Below are 24,038 nucleotides of genomic sequence, written 5' to 3' on the forward strand. Positions count from 1 at the left end.
ATCCGCATGAGCGGATATACTTTGGGGTCTGCCCGAAGGAACGCTGCGCCCGATGACCCCGCATCCTGCATACGAACGTCTCGACGCCCTGTTGCGCGAACGCATCCTGGTCATCGACGGCGCCATGGGCACGATGATCCAGCGGCACAAGCTCGAAGAAGCACATTACCGCGGCGCGCGCTTCGCCGACTGGCCCTGTGACCTCAAGGGCAACAACGATCTTCTGGTGCTGACCCAACCGGATCTCATCCGCGACATCCACGGCCAGTACCTCGACGCCGGCGCCGATCTGATCGAGACCAACACCTTCAATGCGCAGGCGATCTCGCTGCATGACTTTCGCATGGAGTCGCTGGCCTACGAGCTCAACTTCGAGGCGGCGAGGCTGGCACGGCAAGCCGCAGATGCATGGACGGCCAAGACGCCGGAGAAGCCGCGCTTCGTCGCCGGCGCGCTCGGGCCGACCAGCCGCACCTGCAGCATCAGCCCCGACGTCAACGACCCGGGCGCACGTAACATCACCTTCGATGCGCTGGTCACGGCCTATCTGGAGCAGATCCGCGGCTTGGTCGACGGCGGCGTCGATCTGCTGCTGATCGAGACCATCTTCGACACGCTCAACGCCAAGGCCGCGATCTTCGCCTGCGAGACGTATTTCGAGGACAGCGACCTGCGCCTGCCGGTGATGCTCTCCGGCACCATCACCGATGCCTCCGGGCGCACGCTGTCGGGACAGGTCACCGAAGCCTTCTGGAACTCGATCCGCCACGCGCGGCCCCTTGCGGTCGGCCTGAACTGCGCGCTCGGCGGCAAGGACATGCGTCCGTACATCGCCGAGCTGGCGCGCATCGCGGATTGCTATGTGTCCTGCTATCCGAACGCCGGCCTGCCCAATGCCTTCGGCGAGTACGACGAGCGCCCGGACGAAACCGCGGCGATCCTGCGCGAATTCGCCGACAGCGGTCTGGTCAACATCGTCGGCGGCTGTTGCGGCACGACGCCGCCGCACATCGCCGCGATCGCGCAGGCGGTCGCGGGAGTGAAGCCGCGTGAGCGCGCGACGCCGCCGCGCGCCTGCCGTCTGGCCGGCCTGGAGCCGCTGAACATCGGCGAGGGTTCGCTTTTCGTGAACGTCGGCGAGCGCACCAACGTCACCGGCTCGGCCAAGTTCCGCAACCTGATCAAGGCCGGCGACTACACGGCGGCCATCGCCATCGCCCGCCAGCAGGTCGAGGCGGGCGCGCAGGTGATCGACGTCAACATGGACGAGGGCATGCTCGACGGCGAGGCGGCGATGGTGCGCTTCCTCAACCTGATCGCGAGCGAGCCGGACATCGCGCGCGTACCGGTCATGATCGACTCGTCGAAGTGGGAGATCATCGAGGCGGGCCTGAAGTGTGTGCAGGGCAAGCCGATCGTCAACTCCATCTCGATGAAGGAGGGCGAGGCCAAGTTCATCGAGCAGGCGAAGCTGTGCCGCAAGTACGGCGCGGCGGCAGTGGTGATGGCCTTCGACGAACAGGGGCAGGCCGACACGCTGGAACGGCGCCAAGCGATCTGCGCGCGCGCTTACAAGATCCTGGTCGAGCAGGTGGACTTCCCGCCGGAAGACATCATCTTCGATCCGAACATCTTCGCCGTCGCCACCGGCATCCCCGAGCACAATCTCTACGGTCTGGACTTCATCCGCGCCGTGCGCTGGATCAAGCAGAACCTGCCGCACGCGAAGATCAGCGGCGGCGTGTCCAACGTTTCGTTTTCGTTTCGCGGCAACAACCACGTGCGCGAGGCGATCCACTCGGTGTTCCTGTTCCATGCGATCCGCGCCGGTATGGACATGGGCATCGTCAACGCCGGCGCGCTGCTGGTCTACGACGAGCTCGACCCGGAACTGCGCGAGCGCATCGAGGACGTGATCCTGTTCCGCCGCGAGGATGCCACCGAGCGCCTGATCGAGATCGCCGAGCGCTTCAGGGGTGAGAAGCAGCAAGCCCGGGGCGAGGATCTGACATGGCGCGAACTCGACGTGCGCGAGCGCATCAAGTACGCGCTGGTCAAGGGCATCGACCAGTACGTCGAGACCGATACCGAGGCGCTGCGCGCAGCGCTCGCCGCCGAGGGCAAGCGTCCGATCGAGGTCATCGAAGGCCCGCTGATGGACGGCATGAACGTGGTCGGCGATCTGTTCGGCGCCGGCAAGATGTTCCTGCCGCAGGTGGTCAAGTCGGCGCGCGTGATGAAGAAGGCCGTCGCCTACCTGATCCCGTTCATCGAGGCGGAGAAGAAACCCGAGGATGCGCAAAACGCCAAGGGCAAGATCGTCCTCGCCACGGTCAAGGGCGACGTGCACGACATTGGCAAGAACATTGTCGGCGTCGTGCTCCAGTGCAACAACTACGAGGTGATCGACCTCGGCGTGATGGTGCCGGCGCAGAAAATTCTCGACACCGCCAAAAGCGAGAACGCCGACCTGATCGGCCTGTCGGGCCTGATCACGCCCTCGCTCGACGAGATGGTGAGTTTCGCCCGCGAGATGCACCGGCAGGGCTTCACGATTCCGCTGCTGATCGGCGGCGCGACGACCTCGCGCGCGCACACCGCGGTGAAGATCGATCCGATGTATCCGCATGGCGTGGTCTGGGTCAAGGACGCCTCGCGCTCGGTGCCGACCGCGGCGGCCCTGTTGTCGCCAGAACTCAAGCCCAAGCTGCTCGCCGAGGTGAAGACGGAGTACGACGCCATCCGCGCGCGTCACGCCAACAAGGATCGGCAGGAGAAGTTCCTGCCGCTCGCAGCCGCGCGCGCCAACAAGACGCCGATCGACTGGAGCGGCTACCACCCGTTCCGACCGCGCATGCTGTTGCAACAGACCCGCGACGTCTGCGAAGGGCCGGCTTGCGAGCACGTGCATCACGGCCCCGCCGTGCAGTACGTGCGCGTGTTCAAGGACTACCCGCTGGCGGAACTGCGCGACTACATCGACTGGCAGCCGTTCTTCATCGCTTGGGAGCTCAAGGGCCGCTATCCGGACATTCTCAACAGTCCGGCCAGCGGCGAGGCCGCGCGCAAGCTGTTCGCCGATGCCAACGCGATGCTCGATCGGCTCATCGACGAAAAATGGCTGACCGCCGCCGGCGTGTTCGGCCTGTTCCCGGCGGCGCAGGTCGACGACGACGACATCGAGGTCTATGCCGACGAGGCGCGCACCCGAGTACTGACGCGTCTGCACGGGCTGCGGCAGCAGACCGTGCATCGCGAGGGCGTGCCGCATCGCTGCCTCGCCGACTACGTCGCGCCCAAGACTTCCGGCCTGCACGACTACATCGGCGCGTTCGCCGTCACCGCCGGGCTCGGTGTCGCCGAGAGGGTCCGCGCGTTCAGGCAGGCGCATGACGACTACAGCGCGATCCTGCTCGAATCGCTCGCCGACCGGCTCGCCGAAGCCTTCGCCGAACGCCTGCACCAGCGCGTGCGCAAGGAGTTCTGGGGCTATGTCGCCGACGAGAGGCTCGACAACGCCGCGCTGATCGACGAGCGTTACACGGGGATCCGGCCGGCGCCGGGCTACCCGGCCTGCCCCGATCACACCGAGAAGCGCACGCTTTGGCAACTGCTCGACGTCGAGCGCCACACCGGCATGCAGCTCACCGAGAGCATGGCGATGTGGCCGGGGGCCTCGGTGTCCGGCTGGTACTTCGCGCACCCGCAGGCGCAGTACTTCGTCGTCGGCCGCATCGACCGCGACCAGGTGCAGGATTACGCGCGGCGCAAGAACTGGGACCTGGCCACTGCCGAGAAATGGCTGGCACCAAATCTTGGCTATGATCCCGAAGACTGACGCGAAGCCGCGCGCGAGGGCGCGCCGATGAGCACTCCCGAACGCAAACACGACTGGCTCGAACCGCCCGAGTGGTGGAAGAAGTGGCGGCCATTGCGCTGGCTGCTCGGCGCGCTGCTGCTGGCCGGTCTGTGGGTGGCCGTGCAACCGCTGCTGCCCGAGCCGGCGCCGCAGGGCGCGATCGCCACCGTACCGGCCGCGCCCAGCCCGACGCCCGTGCCCGTCGTCGCCGCCACCCCCGATGCTGCCACGAGCCCGGGCGCCGAGGTTCAGCCCACGCCGGCGCCAACGCCGCACACCGGCCACGCCGCGACCGCGTCCGCAAGCGATACGGCAGCCGAGCCTCCCACCGAGCCTGTGGCCGCACGCGTGGCCGAGGACGAAGCAGAGGTCTACTTCGAGGAATCCCTCGGCGAGCCGGCGGCCGATTCCGAGCTCGCCGCCTTCACCCGCGTCGAGCCGGACCCGGTACGCCTGCTCGGCCCCTACCGCAGCTATGCGAGCGTCGACGAGGTCGTGTTCGATCTGGAACGCGCCGGCTTTGCGCCCATCGTCGAATCACGGCACCTGCCGGTGCGCAAGGACGTGCCGCCGCGCGATCTGGATACGGTGACGGTGATGCAGTACCGTCACTGGGACGTGCCCGGCCGATTGCAACTGCAGTTCTTCAACGACCGGCTCTACCAGACCGAGTTCGAACCCGAGGACCCGGCACGCTACCAGGCGGCGCAGCGGCGCGAGCTGCCACAGCTCGGGCGTGAGCCCTCGGGCCGCTCCGAGTACATCGCCGGTCATCTGCGCATCGCCAGCAGCCTGGACCTTGCGATCAGCGAAGTGGGCCGGCAGCTCGGCACGCGGCCGTTCCTGATCTGGCAGGACCGTCGCCTGGTGCGTCAGCGCGAGGAATGGGACCGGCGCTTCGCCGTGGCCGCCGTGCCGTAACCGTCGGCGGCTGCTGTGGACGGCCGCCGTTTCCCGTCCGAGCGCTGCGGCCACCCGCGTGACGCATGGCGCAAGCGAGCGATGGCTGCATCGCGGATGGCCGGCCGCAGCGGCGCGGCCTCACGCCCCTTGCGTGAACACCGGCCAGGTCTCGACGATACGGCCGGCGTCGTAGACGGCGAGGTCGCCGAACTGCAGGAACACGAACTCGCTCTGATGCGGACGGAAAAAGACGTGGTCACCGACACCGAGTTCGACCTCGGTCGAGCCGTTGTACAGATCCTGATTGGTCGAATGCCCCCAGATCGGATTGCGCTGCAACCCCGGCGGTGACACCGGCTCGGCGAGCCAGTAGCCACCGTAAAGGAAAAAGGCGCGCGCCGTATTCGGGTCCCAGGCGCGCATCAGGCCGGCCAGCGACTCGATGCCCGGGATATCGGTGCGCTCGAGCGCCTTGAGCACCGGCGTTGCGATGAAGCAGGCCGCTTGGTGATCGGCGAGCGTGGGCACGTCGAAGTCGGTGGGCATGACCAGCCCCGAGCCCATCGCCAGCTCGTTGCACGGCTCGCTGCCGTCGTACATCGCATAGGTGGTGCTGCCGCCGGCGTTGAGGGTCAGCGCGCCCGCATCGAAATCCGCGCCCAGGGTTTCGCGCACCGCCGCAAGCGCGTCGGCATAGCGCTGCATCGCCCGGGCGAGCGCGCCGCGCGGACCGCCGAGAAAGCCGGGAATCTTCGACGCATGCGCCTCGTAGCCCATCAGGCCAGAGAACTGCAGCGCCGGTTCGGCCAGCACCGCACGCAAGGCTTCGGCGAGTGCCTGCGCATCGCCAAAGCCGCCGCGGTGCAGGCCGACGTCGATCTCGAAGTTCACACGCAGCGGCCCCATCCCCTCGCCGGTGCGCGCGCGGGCGAGCTCGGCGTACTCCGTGATCCGCGTCGGCGTATCGACCAGCCATTCGATCTGCGCGGCGGCGTCGAAATCCAGGTTGCGGTGATGCGCGAAGAAGCGCTGCGCCGCACCGACCGGCATCGGCTTGCCGAGCAGCAGCCGCGCATCGGCCATGCGCTCGGCGATTAGGTTGAGAAACGGCTGGTGGAAGACCATCAGGCGGTCGGTGCCGGTGGCGCGGCGCACATGCTCGATCAGCGGCAGGCTCGGCAGCGACTTGGCGACGATGCGATAAGCAAAATTCGCCGGCAGATTCGCCTTGAGCCGGCCCAGATTGTGGTCGAGGCGCGCACGGTCGATCACCAGCGTCGGCCGCAGCAGGCCGGCCTCGGCCAGCGCCGACTGCAAGCCGAGAAAGTAGTCGTCGTGTGCGCCCGAACGTGCCCGTGGCTTGGCGGCGACCAGTGCGGCGAGCGGCGCGGCCACGGCGGCACCGATCAGCAGGCGGCGTCTGCGGTTCATGCGAGGCCGAACAACGTGCGCAGGTAGGGATTGAGCATGCGTCCCTCGGGGTCGAGCTCGGCGCGCAGCGCGAGGAAGTCCGCCCAGCGCGGATAGAGGCTGGCGAGCCGTGCGGCGTCGAGCGTGTGCATCTTGCCCCAGTGCGGACGGCCGTCGTAGGACTGGAAGATGGGCTCGATGTCGGCGAAATACGGCAGCGGGTCTTCGAGGTGATAGCGATGGATCGCGATCGAGCCCGAGACTTCGTGCCCCTGGAACGGGCTCAGCCAGGCGTCGTCGCCGCGCACGACGCGCAGCTCGATCGGGAAGAACTCGGCGTGATGGCGCGTCTCGATGCATTCGCGCACGCGGCGGAACGCCGGAATCAGCGCCTGCGCATCGAGGTGGTACTCCATCTCATTGAAGCGCACCTCGCGACTCGACGGGAAGATGCGGTACCAGAGGTCGACCGCGTCCTCGGGCGTAAGGTCCTGCGTCGCCAGGTCGAGCACGCGCCGGCGCAGACCCGGCCACCAGCTCAGCCAGTCGCGCGCTCGCTTGAGTTGCATCACCGCATCGTTGTCCTGCTCCTCGCCACGCGGCGAGATCGGCGCGTCGGTCGGATCGATGGCGATCGCGACCGCGGTACTGCAGAACGGCAGGTAGTACATCTCGAAGCTGTGATGCTGGCGCGTCAGTTCGTCGAAGCGCTCGAGCAGTTGCTCCAACGGTTCGAACCAGACGCGGCGCCGGAGCCGGTGGGTCGGCACGTTGCGCAGGGTCAGTTGCGTGATCACGCCGAGGCTGCCGAGCGAGACACGTGCCGCGGCGAACACCTGCGGGTTGCGCTCGGCGCTGCAGTCGAGCACCTCGCCGCGCGGCGTGACCAGGCGCAGACCGGTGACGTAGCTGTGCAGCGCGCCGAGGCCGCGGCCGGTGCCGTGCGTGGCGGTGGCGATCGCACCCGAGAGCGTCTGCGAGTCGATGTCGGGCATGTTCGCGAGCGCCTGGCCGATGGCGTCGAGCGCGGGGCCGACATCGCCCAAGCGCGTGCCAGCGCCGAAGCTCGCCGTGAGCGTCTCGGCGTCGTGCGCCAAAAGGCCGCTGAAGTTGCGCAGCGACAGCAGCGAGCCCGCGGTCGGCACCAGCGCGGTGAAGGAATGGCCGGCGCCGACCGGTCGGATCGGTGCCGGCGCGGATTTCAGCAGGCTTGCCAGTTCGTCCTCGCTTTGCGGGACGAGGCGCCGAGTCGGCAGCGCATGCAGATATCCGGACCAGTTCTGCCACGGCAGCAAGCGCTTGCCATCGGGGCCGGTGGTCGGTGTCGGCGCCTTGGGCATCTCGGCAGCGCCGCGATCGTCGCAGGCCGAAAGGCCAAGGCTGCCGGCAGCCGCGAGTGAAGCGATCAGAAAGTCCCTTCTGTTCATCGGTGCCGACTCATCATTTGCTCACTGCCCGGCCATGTAGCGGATCAGCGCGACAAAGTCGTCCTCGCTGCAATCCATGCAGGCACCGAGCGGCGGCATCCCGCGATAGCCGTTGATCGTGCGTTCGATCAGCACGTCCATGCCCAGGGCCAGCCGCGGTGCCCAGGCCTGCGCGTCACCGGCGGCCGGTGCGCCAGTGCGCGCACGCGGATCGTGGCAGGCGCGGCAGGTCTGCTCGTAGAGCCGGACCACCGCCGGGTCGGCCGGCGCGCCGGTCTGCGCTGCGGACTGCGCCGCCGGCGTAGCCTGCGGCGCAGACGGCGCCCGGTCGCAGGCAACCAGAAGCACCGCGCACGCCAACGGCAGCGATCCGAAACGTAGGCTCATCGTCGACATTCCCCTCGAGGTCGCGCCAGCTTACACCGGCCACGACCGATGCCAATTCCCCCACTTTTCCGAATTACATACTCCGGGTATGTTTTACGTCAATGGGGAAATCCGATCAGGCCGGTGGTGTCTCGGCGCGTTCCGGCGCCGTTTCGCGGCGCCGCCAGGCGCGCGGCACGCACACGCGCGAGCGGCTGCTGCGCGCAGCGGAGAAGCTTTTCGTGAAGCATGGCTTCGAGGCGGTCGGCATCGAGCGCATCGTCGAGGCCGCCGGCGTCACCAAGGGCGCCTTCTATCACCACTTCGGCGACAAGCTGGCGATCTTCCGTGAAGTGTTCGAGGCGATCGACCGCGAGATGGGTGAGCGCGTGCGTGCGCGCGCGCTCACGGCGGACACACCGCTCGGCATGGTGCAGCTCGGCATGCGCACCTGTTTCGAGCTGTGCGCGCAGCCGCGCTACGGGCGCTTGGTCTACGTCGTCGCGCCGGCGGCGCTCGGCTGGAAGGACTGGCACGAGGCCGATACGGCGATCGCGCGGCAGATCGTCGTCGAGGGTCTGCAGAACGCTGCGGCGCACGGCGAGCTCGCACCGGCTTCTCTGCCGGCGCTATCGACGCTGCTGCTCGGCGCGATCCTGCAGGCGGCGATCACCATCGCCACTGCACGCCGTCCGCGGCAGCTCGCCGCCGAGCTGGCCGATGAAACGGACCGTCTTTTGCTTGCACTGGCCGCGCAGGCCGCAAGAGCTCAACGAGAAAGACCACGATGATTCGCATAATGCTGGCTGCCACCGCCTTGCCCATGTGCCTGATCGCCGGCGCGGCACTTGCGCAGGGCGCCGAAGACGATGTGCTCGACGCACTCTTCGGTGAAGAAGCGGTCGTCGCCGATGCGGACGCGAAGCCCCGATCCGACGCGGGGAGCCCGGCCGCGGCCGAGACGATAGCGACCATCGACGTCGTGCCGCTGCAGGCGCAAACACCGGGCGCCGCGACGCCGGCACCGTCGCCGCGCGGGACCGCGATCGAGGAGATCGTCGTCACCGCACAGAAGAAGGAGCAGTCGCTGCAGGACGTGCCGATCTCGGTGACCGCGGTCGACGGCGCCTTCATCCAGATGATCAATGCGGCCGATCTGGCCGAGGTCGCGGCCTATGTGCCGAACGTGCGCATCGATGCCGACGATCTGGGCTCGCCGCAGCTGTTCATCCGCGGCTTCGGCACCAATGCCTTCAATCCGAGCTTCGAAAGCTCGGTGGGTTTCGTGCAGGACGAGATCTACTTCGGCCGGCCCGGCTACTTCACCGAATCGATGTTCGATGTCGATCGCGTCGAGGTGCTGCGCGGACCGCAGGGCACCCTGTTCGGCAAGAACACCATCGCCGGTGTGTTCAACGTCACCAGCAGGCGTCCGAGCGACGTCTTCGAGGCCGATGCGCGCTACAGCTACGGCAGCTTCGACGCGCACCGCATCGAAGGCGGCGCCGGCGGCATGGTCGCCGACTGGGGCGGCATCCGCGTAGCCGGCCTCTACCGCAGCGAGGACGGCGAGCTGTACAACGGCTTTCTCGATCGCGAGGAAGAAAAGCTGACGCAGAAGGCGGGGCGCATCAAGCTGCTGCTGTACCCGCTGCACGACCTGACCACGGAACTGACCGCGCAAGTCTCGGATACCGAGGCGGCGTTCTGGCCGTTCCAGTTGATGCTGCTCGACGACGACACGCGCAACTTCCTGCAGAGCTACGACCCGGACATCGAGGACGATCCCTACGACTTCAACACCTCGGCCGACACGCCCGGTTTCATCGAGAAAGGCTCCGAGACCGTGGCCCTCAACACGCGCTGGGATCTCGGGACCGTGGCCGGCGGCCTGCATGACAGCAGCCTGACGCTGGTGCTCGCCGGATCGAGGTTTCACATCGACCAGCTCAACGAGCTCGATGTCTCGCCAGCCGACATCGCCCGGCTCGACAACCACGAGGATCACGAGCAGTGGTCGGCGGAACTGCGCTTCGCCGCGCGTGCCGACAGCCTGTTCGGTCTCGGCCGCGAGATCGATTTCGTCGCCGGCGCGTTCTGGTACGAGTCCAGCTACACGCTGCTCGCACGCATCATGGCCGGCAGCGACCTCGGCGCGTACCTGCTGACCGACGACTTCCTGCAGCTCGCCAGCGGTTCCGGCATCAATCTGTTCGGTGCCATCGGACTGCCGGGCATCCCGCTGATCGGCGATCTGCTCGGCCCGGTGATCGGTGAGGACTTCTATCAGCTCGACTACGACCAGGATGTCTCCTCGCTGGCCTTGTTCGGCCAGGCCACCTGGTTTCTCAACGAGCGCTGGGCGATCACGCCCGGCATCCGCATCAACGCCGAGGACAAGACCGTGGATGCGCGCGGCACCCGGCACTGTACGCTCGACACGCTCGGTCTGCCGATCTGCGTGATGTCGCTGCTGCTCGGTGCGGAGAATTACGAGCGGCTCGATCTTGAGCGCGACGAGTCCGACGTCTCGCCGAAGTTCGTGATCCAGTACTTCGGCGATGGCGGCGTCAATCTGTATGCCTCGTACGCACGCGGTTACAAGAGCGGCGGCTACAACGCGCTGTCGTTCACCGGCGAGGATCTGGAGTTCGAACCCGAGAACGCCGAGACCTTCGAACTCGGCGTGAAGGCGACGCTGCTCGATCGCACGCTGCGCGTCAACGCCACGCTTTACGAAACACGCTTCGACAATCTGCAGGTGCTGGCCTTCAACGGCATCTTTTTCGATGTCAGCAATGCCGCGTCGGCGACTTCGCGCGGACTCGAAGCCGACTTCCTGTGGCTGACGCCGTTCGAACCGCTGCAGATCATGGGCTCGCTCGGTCTGCTCGATGCCGAGTACGACCGCTACAGCAGCGCACCGGCGCCGGTGCGCAATCCGCAGACCGGCGAGTTGCAGCTCGATGCCCAGCAGGACTTGAGCGGCCGGACCATCGCCTTCGCGCCCAAGGCGACGGCGACGCTGACGCCCATGCTCACCTTCCCCGTGTTCGGGCTGACCGGGCGTCTCGCCGCCGATGTGCTCTACCAGGGCGAACAGTTCACCGACACCGATCTCGATCCGGCGAGCCGCGTAGATGCGTACACGCGCTACTCGGCGCGCTTTGCGCTGTCAGACACGCGGGAGCGCTGGTCGATCACCGTCGGCGCCAACAACCTCACCGACGAGCGCGTACTCAACCAGGTGACCGACGCAACCTTCTTCCCCGGCACCTATTTCGCGCAGCAGGCCAGCGGCCGCCAACTCTATGCGGCGCTGAGCGTGCGCTTCGGCTCCTGATTCGAGGTGCGCGACGCCAGCCATGCGATCAGATCCTGCGTGACCTGATCGCGGCAGACATCGTTGAACAGCTCGTGGCGGGCATCGGCATACACATGCTGCGTCACGTCCCGCAATCCGGCGTCGCGATACAGCGTGGCGAGCGTGCGCGCGCCGGATTCGAACCGGCACGCCGGGTCGGCGGCACCGTTGAGCAGCAGCACCGGCAGGGTCTTGGGAATGCGCGCGAGTCGCCGTGCATCGCGCAACTGCCCGCCGGCTTCGAGCAGCTCGATCCACAGCGCCGCCGAGCAGCGAAAGCCGCACAGCGGGTCGCGCACGTAGGCGTCGACCTCGGCCGCGTCGCGCGACAGCCAGTCGAAGTCGGTGCGGGTGGGTTTGAAGTGGCGGTTGAAGGCCTTGAACGTGAGCGCCTCGGCGAGTGCGCTGCGATGCGCACCGCCCAAGAAGCGCGCTTCGATGCGCATCAGCAGCAGGCCGAGCGCGCGCAGCGGGCCCAGGTCCGCGGTGCCGGCCGAGAACACCGCACCGGCAAGGCCGCTGCCGTGCTCGAACAGATAGTGCTGCAGCAGGAAGGAGCCGCGGCTGTGCCCGAGCAAGACCAGCGGCACGTCGACGTGGCGCCGCTCGATCTCGCCGCGCAGCGCGTGGATCGCCGACAGCGAGAGGCGCCAGCCGTCACGGTCGGCGACGTGACCGAGCTCGGCGGCGTCGCGCACGCTGCGGCCATGGCCCGGCAGGTCCGCCGCGTACACCGCATGGCCGTGCGCGGCGAGCGCGCTGCCGAGCCGTGCATAGCGCGCGCCGTGCTCGGCCATGCCGTGCACGATCTCTACCGCCGCACGCGGCGCGGTCGTCGGCAGCCAGGCGTGCACGTACGCGCTGCGCCCGTGGCCGAGGTCGAACTGGAATTGCGTGCTGCCCACGTGTAAAACGACTCCCGCCGGGTTTGGCGCCGAGCGCCATCGCGGCGCAGTGTCGCACAGGTAGAGGAGCACGCAGATGACGGTGTTGCTGGCGATCGACCAGGGTACGACGAGCACGCGCGCCATCGTGTTTGCGCCCGACGGCGGCAAGCGCGCGGTCGCGCAACGCGAGCTGCCGCAGCATTTTCCGAAGCCGGGCTGGGTCGAGCACGACGCCGAACAAATCTGGGCCGATACCGTCACCTGCGTGCGCGATGCGCTCCGGCAGGCGGGGCTCAAGGCCGGCGACGTCGCCGCCATCGGCATCACCAACCAGCGCGAGACCGCGGTGATCTGGGACCGCGCCAGCGGCAAGCCGATCCACCACGCCATCGTCTGGCAGGACCGGCGCACCAGCGCGTTCTGCCAGCAGCATCAGGACAAGAGCGAGTGGCTCGCACAGCGCACCGGCCTGCTGCTCGACCCGTACTTTTCGGCGACCAAGATCGGCTGGCTGCTCGATCACGTCGACGGCGCCCGTGCGCGCGCCGAAAAGGGCGAGCTCGCGTTCGGCACCATCGATAGCTGGCTGCTGTGGCAGCTCACCGGCGGCAAGGCGCATGTCACCGACGCCACCAATGCCTCGCGCACCGCGCTGTTCAATCTGCGCACGCAGGACTGGGACGACGAACTGCTCGATTTCTTTGGCGTGCCGCGTGCTCTGCTGCCGCAGGTGCTCGACACTGCCGCCGACTTTGGCACGACGCAAGCCGAGCTGTTCGGTGGCGGCATCGCGATCGGCGGCGTCGCCGGCGACCAGCAGGCGGCGACGATCGGCCAGGCCTGTTTCACGCCCGGCATGATCAAGTCGACCTACGGCACCGGCTGCTTCATGGTGCTGAACACCGGCGACGAGCTGAAGCGGTCCAAGCACCGGCTGCTCAGCACCGTCGCCTACCGGCTCGAAAACAAGCCGACCTTTGCGCTCGAAGGCAGCATCTTCGTCGCCGGCGCGGCGGTGCAGTGGCTGCGCGATGCCATGCACCTGATCAAAGCGGCCGGCGAAACCGAGCGCCTGGCGCGCTCGATCGAGGATACGCAGGGCGTGTATCTGGTGCCGGCGTTCACCGGCCTGGGCGCGCCGTACTGGGACCCACAGGCGCGCGGCGCCGTGTTCGGCCTGACCCGCGACACCGGCATCGCCCACATCGTGCGCGCGGCGCTCGAATCGGTGGGCTACCAGACGCGCGATCTGCTGCGCGCGATGGAACAGGACGCGGTGTCGCCCACCGAGCTGCGCGTGGACGGCGGCATGGTCGTCAACGACTGGCTCACGCAATGTCTCGCCGACATCCTGCAGATTCCGACCGTGCGGCCGCGGACGGTGGAGACCACCGCGCTCGGCGCCGCCTTCGTCGCCGGCCTGCAGGTCGGCGTCTACGGCTCGCTCGACGACATCGCCAAGCTGTGGCAAGCCGAGCGCCGCTTCGAGCCGAAGATGGACCGTGCGCGCGCGGATGCGCTCTACGCCGGCTGGCAGGACGCGGTGCAGCGCGTGCGAACCTAGCACGCAAGCTGCGCAAGCCGTGGACATCCATGTCCCCGACTTGCCGCAGGCAAGGGCTTCATCGCTGCAGCAGGACTTCGATTTCCAGCGCCAGATCGGCGCGGCAGATCTCGCCTTCGAGCACGCAGAGTTCGGTGGCCGGCAACAGCGAGCGCACCGTCGGCTGCACGCTCGCCCAGATCGCCGCGTCGCGCACGAACAGCTTGGTGCTGGCAGCGCCCCAGGTATCGGCGCCCGCGTCGCGGCGCAGTTGCCGCAGATTTTCGAGCGTTTCGCGCAACTGCCGTTCGGCGTCGCCCGGGTGCGCGGTTTCGTGTCCGACGACGCTGGCGGTGCCGGAGACGATCAGGTCGGCGCCGTTGGCCCAGTCGAGACGGCGCGCGCGCGAAAAGCTCGGGCTGCGCGGACCGTACTGGCGCGGGTAGCGAAAGGCGCTGACCTGACGCGGATTCTCGATCTGCAGGCCGGGTTGGCGCGCGCCGAGCACGTAGACGAGCAGCGCGTCGCCGCCGGTGCCGATCGCCGTGGCCGCCGGCAGCCGGGCCTCGAAGCCGGGCTCGGCGGACAGCACGTCGTGGCGGCCGAGCACGAACTGGCGGTAGCGCTCCTCGTCGCCGTTGCCGCGCTCGGCATTGCGGTGAATGTCGCCGATGTAGTTCCAACTGCGCACCCAATGCCAGCCGCGGCGCCGCGCGAAGAACGCGGTCAGTTCGGCATAGGCAGCGGCGGTGGCGCGACGCGGGTCGCGCATCGCGCTGCCGTCGACACGCAACTGTGCGAACAAGATGGCCGCGCCCTGGGCGTAGGCGATACGCCCCTCGTGACCGCAGTGCACCGCCGAGTCGGTCTCCCACAGTTCCACCGCGGGGCCGGATAACACCGGCAGCGGCACGTGGATGCGCCGCGGATCCTCATCCGCGGTGATCGCCGCTGCGTGGACCACGCAGGCCAGGGTGTGGTCGCCGAGCCGGGGCGGCGCCTGCGTGAGCGTGCGCAGACGATACGGCCGCGGGATGGGGGGCGGGGACATGACCAAAGGCGACGCCAGGCGGGCGGCATGGAGCGGGCCGTTATTGTATCGACGCGCCCGCTCGCCTCCGCGATGCGAGCAGGGCGATCGGCAACGCCGCGTGTGCCCGGTGAGCGCGCGGGGGTTCTTGCGCGAGCGCGCCTCTGGGCGTCGGGAAAGGCCCCGGGTGGTCAGTGATGTGCCGGTCGCGGCGCCTGCAGCGCCGGGCGCTCGCCGGTCATGCGTCCGAGCCGCGCGTCCTTGCGTGCCCAGATGCCGTTGACCCAGCTCTGGAAGCGCTGGCGGAATTCGGCGTCGTGCTCGTAGTCGCCGTGCATCAGGTCCTGCGGGATGGCCAGCAGCTCAGCGTGGATGGCGAGCTGGTCTTGTTCGCCGCAGGCGAAGCTCCACAGCAGCGGCTTGCGCGTCGGCCGGTAGGCGATGGTGACGTCGACGATGCCGGCGAACTGCTCGCCCATGGCGTTGAGCGTGAAGCTCAGACCCGCGGCCTTGGGCCGCAGCAGATGGCGATACGGCGACTGGCGCTCGATGCGCTTGGTTTCAGTGAAGCGCGTGCCTTCGAGGAAGTTGATCACCGTGACCGGCTCGGTCTTGTATAGCTCGCAGGCGCGACGCGTGGTCTCCAAGTCTTGGCGGCGCAGCTCCGGATGGGCTTGCAGGGCCTGTCGGCTGTGCCGGCGCATGAACGGAAAGTCCATCGCCCAACAGGCCAGACCGATCACCGGCACGTACCGCAGCTCCCACTTGAGGAAGAAGCGCGGAAATGGCGCGCGGGCGTGCAACAGATCGAACAGCACCACGATGTCGGCCCATGACTGGTGGTTGCAGATCACCAGGTAGTTCTTGTTCGGCTCGAGGCGTGCGCGCAGGTCGATCTCCCAGTGTTCGGCATGCAGCAGCCGGTAGAGCAGCTTGTTGTTGCGCACCCAGTTGGTCGCGATCCAGATGCAGTAGCGGGAACAGCCGCGTTGCAGCGGGGGGTGCGGAACGAGCTTGAGCAGGATCGCCGGCAGCAGCAGCACGAAACAGGCGACCATCCAGCCGACCATGACCACGACGGTGAGAATGCCCGTGATGCTGGGGGGGAAGATCACCGAAAACATCAATGCCTCCTCGCGGGTTCAGCCACAGCTCAAGCGTGATAGGCGGGACTGAGCGCGCGCACCGCCTCGACCATCGCCGCCGCATGCTCCGGCGGCGTCTGCTGCAGGATACCGTGGCCGAGGTTGAATACGTGCCCCGGGCCCTTGCCGTAGCTCGCCAGTGCGCGGGCGACCGCGGTTTCGATGCGCGCCGGGTCGGCCAACAGCCAGGCCGGATCGAGATTGCCCTGCAAGGCCACACGCTCGCCCACGCGCGCGCGCGCCGCGCCCAGATCGGTGGTCCAGTCGAGGCCAAGCGCATCGCAGCCGGTTTCGGCCATCGCTTCGAGATGCTGACCGCCGTTCTTGGTGAACAGGATCACCGGCGTGTCCGGCGTCACGCGCTTGAGGTGCTCGACGATGCGCGCCATCGGTTCGAGCGAGAACCGCAGGTAATCGGCCGGCGACAGTACGCCGCCCCAGGTGTCGAAGATCATCAGCGCGTCGGCGCCGGCGCGTTGCTGCGCTTCGAGATACAGGCTCACCGCGGCGGCGAGCTTGGCGAGCAGGCTGTCGAGCGCCTCGGGCGTGTCGTAGGCCATGCGCTTGATCGTGAGAAAGTCGGTGCCGCCGGCGCCTTCGACCATGTAGGTCGCCAGCGTCCACGGGCTGCCGGAAAAGCCGATCAGTGGCAGGCGCGAACCGAGCGCGCTGCGGATCGTGCGCACCGCGTCCATCACGTAGCGCAGCTCGGTTTCCGGGTCGGGCACGCCCAGCGCCTCGATCGCGTGCGCGTCGCGCAGCGGATGCTCGAACACCGGGCCCTCGCCTTCGACGAAGTGCAGGCCCAGGCCCATCGCGTCGGGCACGGTGAGGATGTCGGAGAACAGGATCGCGGCGTCGAGGCCGTAGCGCTCGAGGGGCTGCAGCGTGACCTCACAGCACAGCTCGGGATTGCGGCACAGGCTCAGGAAGTCGCCGGCCTTGGCGCGCGTGGTCCGGTATTCCGGCAGGTAGCGCCCGGCCTGGCGCATCATCCACACCGGCGTGCGGTCGACGGGCTGACGCCGGAGCGCGCGCAAGAATCGGTCGTTTTCAAGGTGCATGGCGGCAAGCTCAACCGGCGGCGCCCAGACGCGCCTGAACCGCTTGCGCGATCTCGGCCTGGATCGCGAGCGCCGTCGCGCGCGGATCGGCCGCGTCGCGGATCGGGCGGCCGACGACGAGATAGTCGGCGCCGGCCAGGATCGCGGCGGCGGGCGTCATGATGCGCTTTTGATCGGCCTCGATCCGGTTCTCCACGGGGCGGATGCCCGGCGTCACACAGATCAGCTCACGCGGCGCCTCGCGGCGCAGGCGCTCGACTTCGAGGCCCGACGAGACGACCCCGTCGCAGCCCGCCGCAAGCGCGCGGCGTGCGCGCGACAGCACCAAGTCGGCCACGTCGCAGTCGAAGCCGAGATCGTTCAGATCGCCCTGATCGAGGCTGGTCAGCGCGGTGACCGCGAGCACCTTGAGCGCGCCGGTTTTGGCCCGCGCCGCCGCTTCCATGATCGACTGGTTGCCATGGACGGTGCACAAGTCCGCGCCGCGCTCGGCGAGGTTCTTCACGGCGCGCGCGACCGTCTCCGGGATGTCGAAGAACTTCAGGTCGACGAAGACTTTCTTGCGCTCGGCCTTGAGCCAGTCCAACAGCTCGAAAAAGCCGCTCGCCATCGAAAGCTCCAGCCCGATCTTGTAGAAACGCACCGCATCGCCGAGCGTGTGTACCTGCGCGCGCGCGGCGTCGGCGGTGGGGACGTCGAGGGCGACGATGAGCCGTTCTTGGTCGGGGATCGTGTTCAAGCGTTCAGTATCCGGTGAACAGAAAGTCGATAGCAGCGAGTATTTCGTCGCGCCGATCGGACAAGTCGGCAACCACCTCGGTCAGTTCGCGCTCATCGAGCGCGCCGAGGTCTGAGAAAGACGCAACGACTTCCACACCGTCGATGCTCAACTCGATATTCAACCGCGAGTACAGCTTCTCGTAGCCGCTCCTGCGCGCCAGCGGTACGACGACGCGCGAAGCCGTCGTCACCAGGTTTTTGACTGCACGTCGAGCAGGAACGGGACTTCGCCGCGACTGGGCCGCCGATTGCGATAGACCTTGTACTGGGCCATTCGCGTCAGAACGCGAGCAGGTCCTTGTTCAGCATGCCGTCGCGCTCGATGCGGCGCCGGTGGTACTCGATGGCCTCGCGGTTCTCCTCCTGCCAGCGCCTCGCTGCCTCTTCGCGTTGCCGTTGCAGCAGGGTTTCTTCGAGAACCTGCGATGGATTCGGCTTGGCCTTGCGTGCGTACTGCACCAGGTCAGCCCGTACGGTCAGGTTCAGTCGCTGCTTCGTCGTCGAGGCCGTCATGCCGTGCTCCGTGCGCATGCTCATGCGCATGGTAAGGCGCATTCAGAACTGGCGCAAAGCTTCGTCGAGCTTCGCCGCCGTCGGTGCGCCCTGCGCCCGCAATTCCTGCGCGAACAAGGCGATACGCCATTCCTCCAGCACCCAGCGTGCCGGATGCAAGGGCGCGGGCAAGCGGGCCGCGAGCGGTGCGAGCTGGCGGGTCAGCTCCTCGTCGCGGCCTGGCTTGTTGGGCAGGCGTTCCAGGCGCACGTCGATCGCGCGCAGGTACAGCGCGATGCGCGGCCACTGCGCATCCGGAATCGCGGCGACGAAGCCGGGCGCGAACAGGCTGTCGAGCTGGCCGCGCAGATCGGCGAGCGAGGCCGGCCAGCGTTCGCCGAGTGCGCGCAGGCGCGCGCGCAGCTCGCGCGCCTTGTTCAGCCAGTTCTGCACATCGTCGAGCCGCCGCTGCGCATCGATCGAGAACGCGCCGCGGCCTTCGAGCGCCGTGATGAAGGCCGCACGCGAGCGCGGCACGTCCGCGCGCAGCAGCACGGCATCGGCGCTGCGCTCGGCGAGCGCCCGGGTGATCGCATCGAGGTCGAGCGAAAAGGCCGGCGCGAGCAGGCCGAGCGTGCTGCGCACGCGCTTGCCGAGATCGCGCACGCGATCGGCCATGCGCAGCAAAAGCAGCGCGCGCACGCCCAGGCGGTGCGCCGTCGCGGCCGCATCGGCGGATTCGAACAGCCGCAGGGCTATGCCTGCGCCGTCCGCCGCAAGGCCCGGCCAGGCGCGTGCGCCGGAGGCGAGTTGCACATGCTCGGGCAGGTCTTCGAAATCCCAGTCGCTGATGTCGCGACGGCGCCAGCGTGCCAGCGCCGGATCGGCTTCGGCGGCGCGGTTGAGCGCGTTGCGCGCGGCATCGCGATGACGGTGCTGCAGGCCGTGGAGCGAGTCGGCGCTGCCGAGGATCGCGCCCTTGGCGTCTTCGAGCTGGAAGCGCGGACGCAGATGCGGATCCAGCCGCTCGGGGTCGAAATCCTCAGGCGCGACGGCGACGCCGGTCATCGCCGTCAGTGCCGTACACAAGCGCGCGAGCAGATCGCCGCCGTGCGGTTCGAGCCGCGCCGCGGCCGCGCGCGCGAACTCGGCGGCCGGCGTGAACGCGCGGCGCTGACGGTTCGGCAGCGTGCGGATCAGTCCTTCGATCTTCGCCGCGATGAGGCCCGGCACCAGCCAGTCGAAGTCCTCGGCGCGCAGTGCGTGCAGCTGCGCCAGCGGGATGTGGAAGGTGACGCCGTCGTGCTCGGCGCCCGGATCGTGGTGGTAGGACAGCGCGATGCGTACGCCGTGCACGTCGAGGTGATCGGGGAACTGGTCCTCGATGTCGGTCGACGCCCCGGGTCGCAGCGCGTCGGCCTCCTGCATCGTCAACCGCGCGGTCCAGGACGGCTCACGCAACAGCCTCTTGAGTGCGGCCGTTGTACAGATCTCGGCAGGCAGGCGCGCGTCGTAGAAGGCGAACAGTTGCGCTTCGTCGGCGAGCAGATCGGGGCGGCGCAGCCGCGCCTCCTTGTCGCGGATCGCGTCGATGAGGCGCAGGTTGTGTTCGAGGAAAACCGGCTTGCGCGCCATGCGGCCGCCGACCAGCGCCTCGCGGATGAAGATCGCGCGTGCCTCGGCGGGATGCGTGGAGCCATAGTGGCAGGGCCGCGTCATCAGCGGCAGGCCGAGCAGCGTCAGATGCTCGAGCGCGGACACCTCGCCGCGCTCGACGTTCCAGGCCGGGTGCAGCAGGCGGCGCTGGATCAGATGGCTGCCGACTCGCGCGAGCCAATCGGGCTCGATCGCGGCATTGGTGCGCGCGTACAGCCGCGAGGTCTGCGCGAGCTGCGCGCTCATGATCCACGGCGGGGACTTTTTCGCCAGCGCCGAACCCGGGTGCACGACGAAGCGCCGGCCCTTGGGCCCCTGGTACTCGCCGGTCTCCGGCACTTTCTGGCCGATGTGATCGATCAGGCCGGCGAGCAAGGCCTGGTGGATAGGCGCGTACTGGGCATCGAGCGATTCGACGGTCCACGGCGGTTGCGCCGCCTCGGCCGATACGCCGAGCAGCTCGACGATCTGCCGGTGCACCGCCTCCCACTCCTCCATGCGCAGAAAGGACAGGTAGTGCTCGCGGCACAGCTTGCGCAACTGCCGGTTCGAGTGCGCGGCACTCCATTCGCGCCAGCGCTGCCACAGCAGCAGCAAGGACAAAAAGTCCGAACGCGGGTGTCGCCACTGCGCGTGCTTTTGTCGTGCCGCATCCTGCGCGTCCGCCGGTACCTCATGCGGATCCTGCACCGACAGTGCCGCGGCCAGAACGAGGATCGCGGCACGCGCGACGCCGTCGCGTCCGGCCAGCGCGATGCGGGCGATGCGCGGATCCAGCGGCAAGCGCGCGATCTCACGGCCCAGCGCGGTCAGGCGGCCGCCTTCGTCGAAGGCGCCGAGGATCTTGAGCACGCGCTGCGCCTCCGCCACGTGCCGGCCCTCGGGCGCATCGACCCACGGAAACTCATCGATCCGCCCCAGGCCGAGCGCGGCCATCTGCAGCATCACGCCGGCGAGATTGGCGCGCTTGATCTCCGGATCGGTGAACGGCGGCCGCGCCGCGAAATCGTCCTGCGCGTAAAGCCGCACGCAGATGCCGGGACCGAGCCGTCCGCAGCGGCCGGCGCGCTGGTTGGCGGCGGCCTGCGAAATCGGCTCGATATGCAGCTGCTGCACGCCGGTGCGCGGCGCGTAACGGCTGATGCGCGCGGTTCCGCTGTCGATCACATAGCGAATGCCCGGTACCGTGAGCGAGGTCTCGGCGACGTTGGTCGCGAGCACGATGCGCGGCCTTTGGCCGCGGGTGAAGACCTTGTCCTGCGCACTCGCGGCCAGGCGCGAGTACAGCGGCAGGATCTCGGCGTGCGCAAATCGCGCAGAGAGCACACGCGCGGTGTCGTGGATCTCGCGCTCGCCGGGCAAGAACGCGAGGATGTCGCCCGCGGCCGTCCCACGCCACAAGGATTCCGCGGCATCGGCGATCGCAGCTTCGAGATCGCCGTCGTCGCCGATCGGCTGGTAGCGGACGTCCACCGGATGGGTGCGGCCGCCGATGCGCAGGATCGGCGCATCGTCGAAATGCCGCGACAGGCGCTCGGGATCGAGCGTTGCCGAGGTGACGATCACTTTCAGATCGGGCCGCTGCGGCAGGATGCGCTTGAGCCAGCCAAGCAGAAAGTCGATGTTGAGGCTGCGCTCGTGTGCCTCGTCGATGATGATGGTGTCGTAGGCGTCGAGCGCGTGATCGCGCGTCAGCTCGGCGAGCAGGATGCCGTCGGTCATCAGCTTGATCAGCGACTGCGCCGACACGCGCCGGTCGAAGCGCGTCTCGTAGCCGACCAGATCGCCGAGCGGGGAACCGAGTTCCGCAGCGATGCGCTGGGCGACGCTGCGTGCGGCGAGGCGCCGCGGCTGGGTGTGGCCGATCAGGCCGCGCATGCCGCGCCCGAGTTCGAGGCACAGCTTCGGCAACTGCGTGGTCTTGCCCGATCCGGTCTCGCCACAGACGACGACGACCGGATGCGCGCGGATCGCATCGAGCAGTTCCTCGCGCGCCTGCGAGACCGGCAGTTCGGCCGGATAGTCGATGCGCGCGGGCCGCAGGCGCTGGCGGTTGTCGGCGCGCAGCAGCGCCTGTTCGAGATCGCGCGCAAAGCGTGCGCCGTCCAAGCGCGGCGGCCGTGCGCGCGCGAGCTGCGCAGCCAGACGCGCGACATCACGCTGCAGCAGCCTGTCCTTCGCTGCCGCGAGCTGTCCGCGCAGCGCCTCGAGATCCATCAGCGGGAGCGGGTCAGTCGGCGCCGCTGGCCGGCGCGACGCCCGGCTGCCCGATACCAAGCCGTGCTTCGAGTTCCGCCATGCGTGCTTCGAGCGCAGCGACGCGCTCGCGCAGCGCGACGATTTCGTCGTTCGCGGCCGCGGCGCTGCGGGGACTGATCGGCGCCGCCGCATCGGCGGTGGGCGCGCCGCATAAAAGGTGCGCCCAGCGCGTCGCCGACTGCCCGGGGGCGCGGGCGAGCTCGGTCACCAGCGGCTGCGCGCGGTCGGCGAGATCGGCGAGCGCACGACGCACGCCGTCGAGGTCTCTGGGGCCGTTGAGCGCCTCGGCATGCGCGCGCAGCTCGGCCAGCGTCTGCGCACCGCGCAGCATCAGTGCGACCAGCACCGCCTGCGTCTCGGGCTTGAGCAGCATCTGGTGTTGGAACTGATGGCGCCACTTCTGCGCGCGTGCTGAGGCGTTGTCGCGCATGACGAGCCGGCGCGCTTCGAGACTGTGCAGCGCGTGGCCGACCTCGCCCTCGGTCAGGTTCATCACCGGATGGCGAGAGGTCTTCTGGTTGGCCGCGAGCATGATGGCGTTGACCGTCATCGGGTAGTACTGCGGCGTCATGATCGATTTTTCCACCAGCACGGCGACGACGCGTGCCTCGGAGATCGACAGCGAAAGCTCGGACATGGATAGCGCAAGCCAGAACGGGGCGCTAACGATACAGATAGTCGCGCGTCAGCGGCAGGCGGTCGTTGCGATGCGCGAGTTGGGCCTGGAAGACGACGAGATCGCCGTGGATGAAACTCGCCTCCGACGCGAGCAGGTAGAAGTCCCACATGCGGCGGAAGCGAGCGTCGAGCGTCGGCGGCAGCTCGGCGCGCTCAAAACGGCGCTGCCACTCGGCGAGCGTGCGCGCGTAGTGGCGGCGCCAGACTTCGAGGTCGCACAGCACCAGGCCGCTGGATTCGATCGCCGGCAGGATTTCCGAGGCCGCGGGAATGTAGCCGCCGGGGAAAATGTACTTGCGGATCCATGGATTGCCCACGCCCGGCGGAGAGCTGCGGCCGATGGTGTGCAGCAGCGCGCTGCCGTCCGGTTTGAGCAGGGTTGCCAGCTTCGCGAAGAACGTCCGGTACTGCGGTCGGCCCACGTGCTCGAACATGCCGACGCTGACGATGGCGTCGTAGCGGCCCTGGGTCTGCCGGTAGTCCTCTAGGCGGAACTCGACGCGATCGGCGAGGCCGCGCGCACGCGCGCGTTCACGGGCGAGGTCGAGCTGCGCCTGCGAGAGCGTGATGCCGGTGACGCGGGCGCCGTGATGCGCGGCAAGGTAGAGCGCGAGACTGCCCCAGCCGCAGCCGATGTCGAGCACCGCACTGTCGGGCGAAAAGTCGAGCTTGCGCGCGATCAGCGCGCACTTTTCCTGCTGCGCCTGTTCGAGGCTCATCTCGGCGCGTGCGAAGTAGGCGCAGGAGTAGTGCAGATCGGCGTCGAGGAACTGCCGGTACAGGGCATCGTCGAGATCGTAGTGGTGCGCGACGTTGCGGCGCGCGCGCAGCGGTGTGTTGAATTCCTCGATGCGCGCGCGCAGATGCCGCCAGCGCGAACCGCGGCGGCGCGCTTCGAGCCATGCCCAAAGGCGCGTGGCGACGGCGAGCACCTCGCGCAGCGTGCAGCCCTCGGGCGTCCACTCGCCGTCCATCCAGGCTTCGCCGAAGCGCAGCGCGGGGTTCCACAGCATGCGCCGCAGCACGCCGGCGTCGCGCAGCCGCAGTCGCACGCGCGGCACGCCCCGGCCGAGGGTCCACACGCGTCCGTCCGTGGTCGCGAACTCGATGCACCCCTGCTCGAATCCGCGACCGAGGTGATCGAGGAGGGCTTGCACGCGCCCTGTTTTACGACG

At 68.4% G+C, this 24,038-nt stretch carries 18 protein-coding genes; 5 read left to right on the forward strand and 13 right to left on the reverse strand.

All coding sequences use genetic code 11. The features are described from left to right. Window positions 1-52 precede the first annotated feature (52 nt). Together metH and ABSH63_RS12505 are read left to right on the forward strand one after the other, a co-directional pair. The gene (metH, locus tag ABSH63_RS12500) at window positions 53-3,838 is read left to right on the forward strand and encodes a methionine synthase (RefSeq protein WP_352890201.1); all 3,786 of its coding nucleotides are present in this window, start codon (window positions 53-55) and stop codon (window positions 3,836-3,838) included. Between the two features lie 27 nt (window positions 3,839-3,865). Further along, window positions 3,866-4,780, forward strand: a complete 915-nt coding sequence (locus ABSH63_RS12505; RefSeq protein WP_352890202.1) for a hypothetical protein — start codon at window positions 3,866-3,868, stop codon at window positions 4,778-4,780. A gap of 120 nt (window positions 4,781-4,900) precedes the next feature. Here ABSH63_RS12505 and ABSH63_RS12510 read toward each other — a convergent pair whose 3' ends face one another. From ABSH63_RS12510 to ABSH63_RS12520, 3 genes are read right to left on the reverse strand one after another with little or no spacing between them, the layout of a single operon-like run. Continuing rightward, window positions 4,901-6,193, reverse strand: a complete 1,293-nt coding sequence (locus ABSH63_RS12510) for a DSD1 family PLP-dependent enzyme (RefSeq protein WP_352890203.1) — start codon at window positions 6,191-6,193, stop codon at window positions 4,901-4,903. After that, window positions 6,190-7,599: a D-arabinono-1,4-lactone oxidase gene (locus ABSH63_RS12515; RefSeq protein WP_352890204.1), complete on the reverse strand. Its 1,410-nt coding sequence runs from the start codon at window positions 7,597-7,599 to the stop codon at window positions 6,190-6,192. The genes ABSH63_RS12510 and ABSH63_RS12515 overlap by 4 nt, the downstream gene beginning before the upstream one ends. A 21-nt stretch (window positions 7,600-7,620) precedes the next feature. Then, window positions 7,621-7,986, reverse strand: a complete 366-nt coding sequence (locus ABSH63_RS12520; RefSeq protein WP_352890205.1) for a c-type cytochrome — start codon at window positions 7,984-7,986, stop codon at window positions 7,621-7,623. Window positions 7,987-8,087: 101 nt separating this feature from the next. On the opposite strand from ABSH63_RS12520, the gene ABSH63_RS12525 reads away from it, so the two are divergent. Then, on the forward strand, window positions 8,088-8,756 hold the full coding sequence (locus ABSH63_RS12525) for a TetR/AcrR family transcriptional regulator (protein ID WP_352890206.1): 669 nt from the start codon (window positions 8,088-8,090) through the stop codon (window positions 8,754-8,756). Next, window positions 8,753-11,308 carry a TonB-dependent receptor gene (locus ABSH63_RS12530; protein WP_352890207.1) on the forward strand — a complete coding sequence of 852 codons (2,556 nt, stop codon included), beginning with the start codon at window positions 8,753-8,755 and terminating at the stop codon, window positions 11,306-11,308. The genes ABSH63_RS12525 and ABSH63_RS12530 overlap by 4 nt, the downstream gene beginning before the upstream one ends. Here ABSH63_RS12530 and ABSH63_RS12535 read toward each other — a convergent pair. Continuing rightward, window positions 11,275-12,234, reverse strand: a complete 960-nt coding sequence (locus ABSH63_RS12535; protein ID WP_352890208.1) for an alpha/beta fold hydrolase — start codon at window positions 12,232-12,234, stop codon at window positions 11,275-11,277. The two genes, ABSH63_RS12530 and ABSH63_RS12535, sit on opposite strands and share 34 nt — an antisense overlap. A gap of 76 nt (window positions 12,235-12,310) precedes the next feature. Between ABSH63_RS12535 and glpK the strand changes: the two genes are divergently transcribed. Then, complete coding sequence (gene glpK / locus ABSH63_RS12540; protein WP_352890209.1) at window positions 12,311-13,780, forward strand: glycerol kinase GlpK; 1,470 nt, start codon at window positions 12,311-12,313, stop codon at window positions 13,778-13,780. 58 nt (window positions 13,781-13,838) lie between these two features. Here the strand turns inward: glpK and ABSH63_RS12545 are convergent, their stop codons facing one another. The 9 genes from ABSH63_RS12545 to ABSH63_RS12585 all read right to left on the reverse strand — a co-directional run bounded on the left by ABSH63_RS12545 (window position 13,839) and on the right by ABSH63_RS12585 (window position 24,020). Beyond that, window positions 13,839-14,810, reverse strand: a complete 972-nt coding sequence (locus ABSH63_RS12545) for a chorismate transformation FkbO/Hyg5 family protein (RefSeq protein WP_352890210.1) — start codon at window positions 14,808-14,810, stop codon at window positions 13,839-13,841. Between the two features lie 170 nt (window positions 14,811-14,980). Continuing rightward, window positions 14,981-15,913, reverse strand: a complete 933-nt coding sequence (gene yihG, locus ABSH63_RS12550) for a 1-acylglycerol-3-phosphate O-acyltransferase, YihG family (RefSeq protein ID WP_352890211.1) — start codon at window positions 15,911-15,913, stop codon at window positions 14,981-14,983. A 29-nt stretch (window positions 15,914-15,942) separates the two neighbouring features. Continuing rightward, entirely contained in the window at window positions 15,943-16,998 is a 1,056-nt protein-coding gene (gene hemE / locus ABSH63_RS12555; protein ID WP_352890212.1) for a uroporphyrinogen decarboxylase, read from the reverse strand. A gap of 10 nt (window positions 16,999-17,008) precedes the next feature. Further along, entirely contained in the window at window positions 17,009-17,737 is a 729-nt protein-coding gene (gene pyrF, locus ABSH63_RS12560; RefSeq protein WP_352890213.1) for an orotidine-5'-phosphate decarboxylase, read from the reverse strand. A gap of 4 nt (window positions 17,738-17,741) precedes the next feature. Further along, window positions 17,742-17,969 (reverse strand): CcdB family protein, encoded by a 228-nt coding sequence (locus ABSH63_RS12565; protein WP_352890214.1) that lies wholly within the window; start codon window positions 17,967-17,969, stop codon window positions 17,742-17,744. Between the two features lie 88 nt (window positions 17,970-18,057). Continuing rightward, the gene (locus ABSH63_RS12570; RefSeq protein ID WP_352890215.1) at window positions 18,058-18,315 is read right to left on the reverse strand and encodes a type II toxin-antitoxin system CcdA family antitoxin; all 258 of its coding nucleotides are present in this window, start codon (window positions 18,313-18,315) and stop codon (window positions 18,058-18,060) included. Between the two features lie 18 nt (window positions 18,316-18,333). Then, window positions 18,334-22,143, reverse strand: a complete 3,810-nt coding sequence (hrpA, locus tag ABSH63_RS12575) for an ATP-dependent RNA helicase HrpA (RefSeq protein ID WP_352890216.1) — start codon at window positions 22,141-22,143, stop codon at window positions 18,334-18,336. 13 nt (window positions 22,144-22,156) lie between these two features. Further along, entirely contained in the window at window positions 22,157-22,822 is a 666-nt protein-coding gene (locus ABSH63_RS12580; RefSeq protein WP_352890217.1) for a YceH family protein, read from the reverse strand. 25 nt (window positions 22,823-22,847) lie between these two features. Further along, window positions 22,848-24,020: a class I SAM-dependent methyltransferase gene (locus ABSH63_RS12585; RefSeq protein WP_352890218.1), complete on the reverse strand. Its 1,173-nt coding sequence runs from the start codon at window positions 24,018-24,020 to the stop codon at window positions 22,848-22,850. Window positions 24,021-24,038: the final 18 nt, after the last annotated feature.

The organism is Sinimarinibacterium thermocellulolyticum (assembly GCF_040327995.1).
Taxonomy (GTDB): Bacteria; Pseudomonadota; Gammaproteobacteria; order Nevskiales; family Nevskiaceae; genus Solimonas; species Solimonas thermocellulolyticum.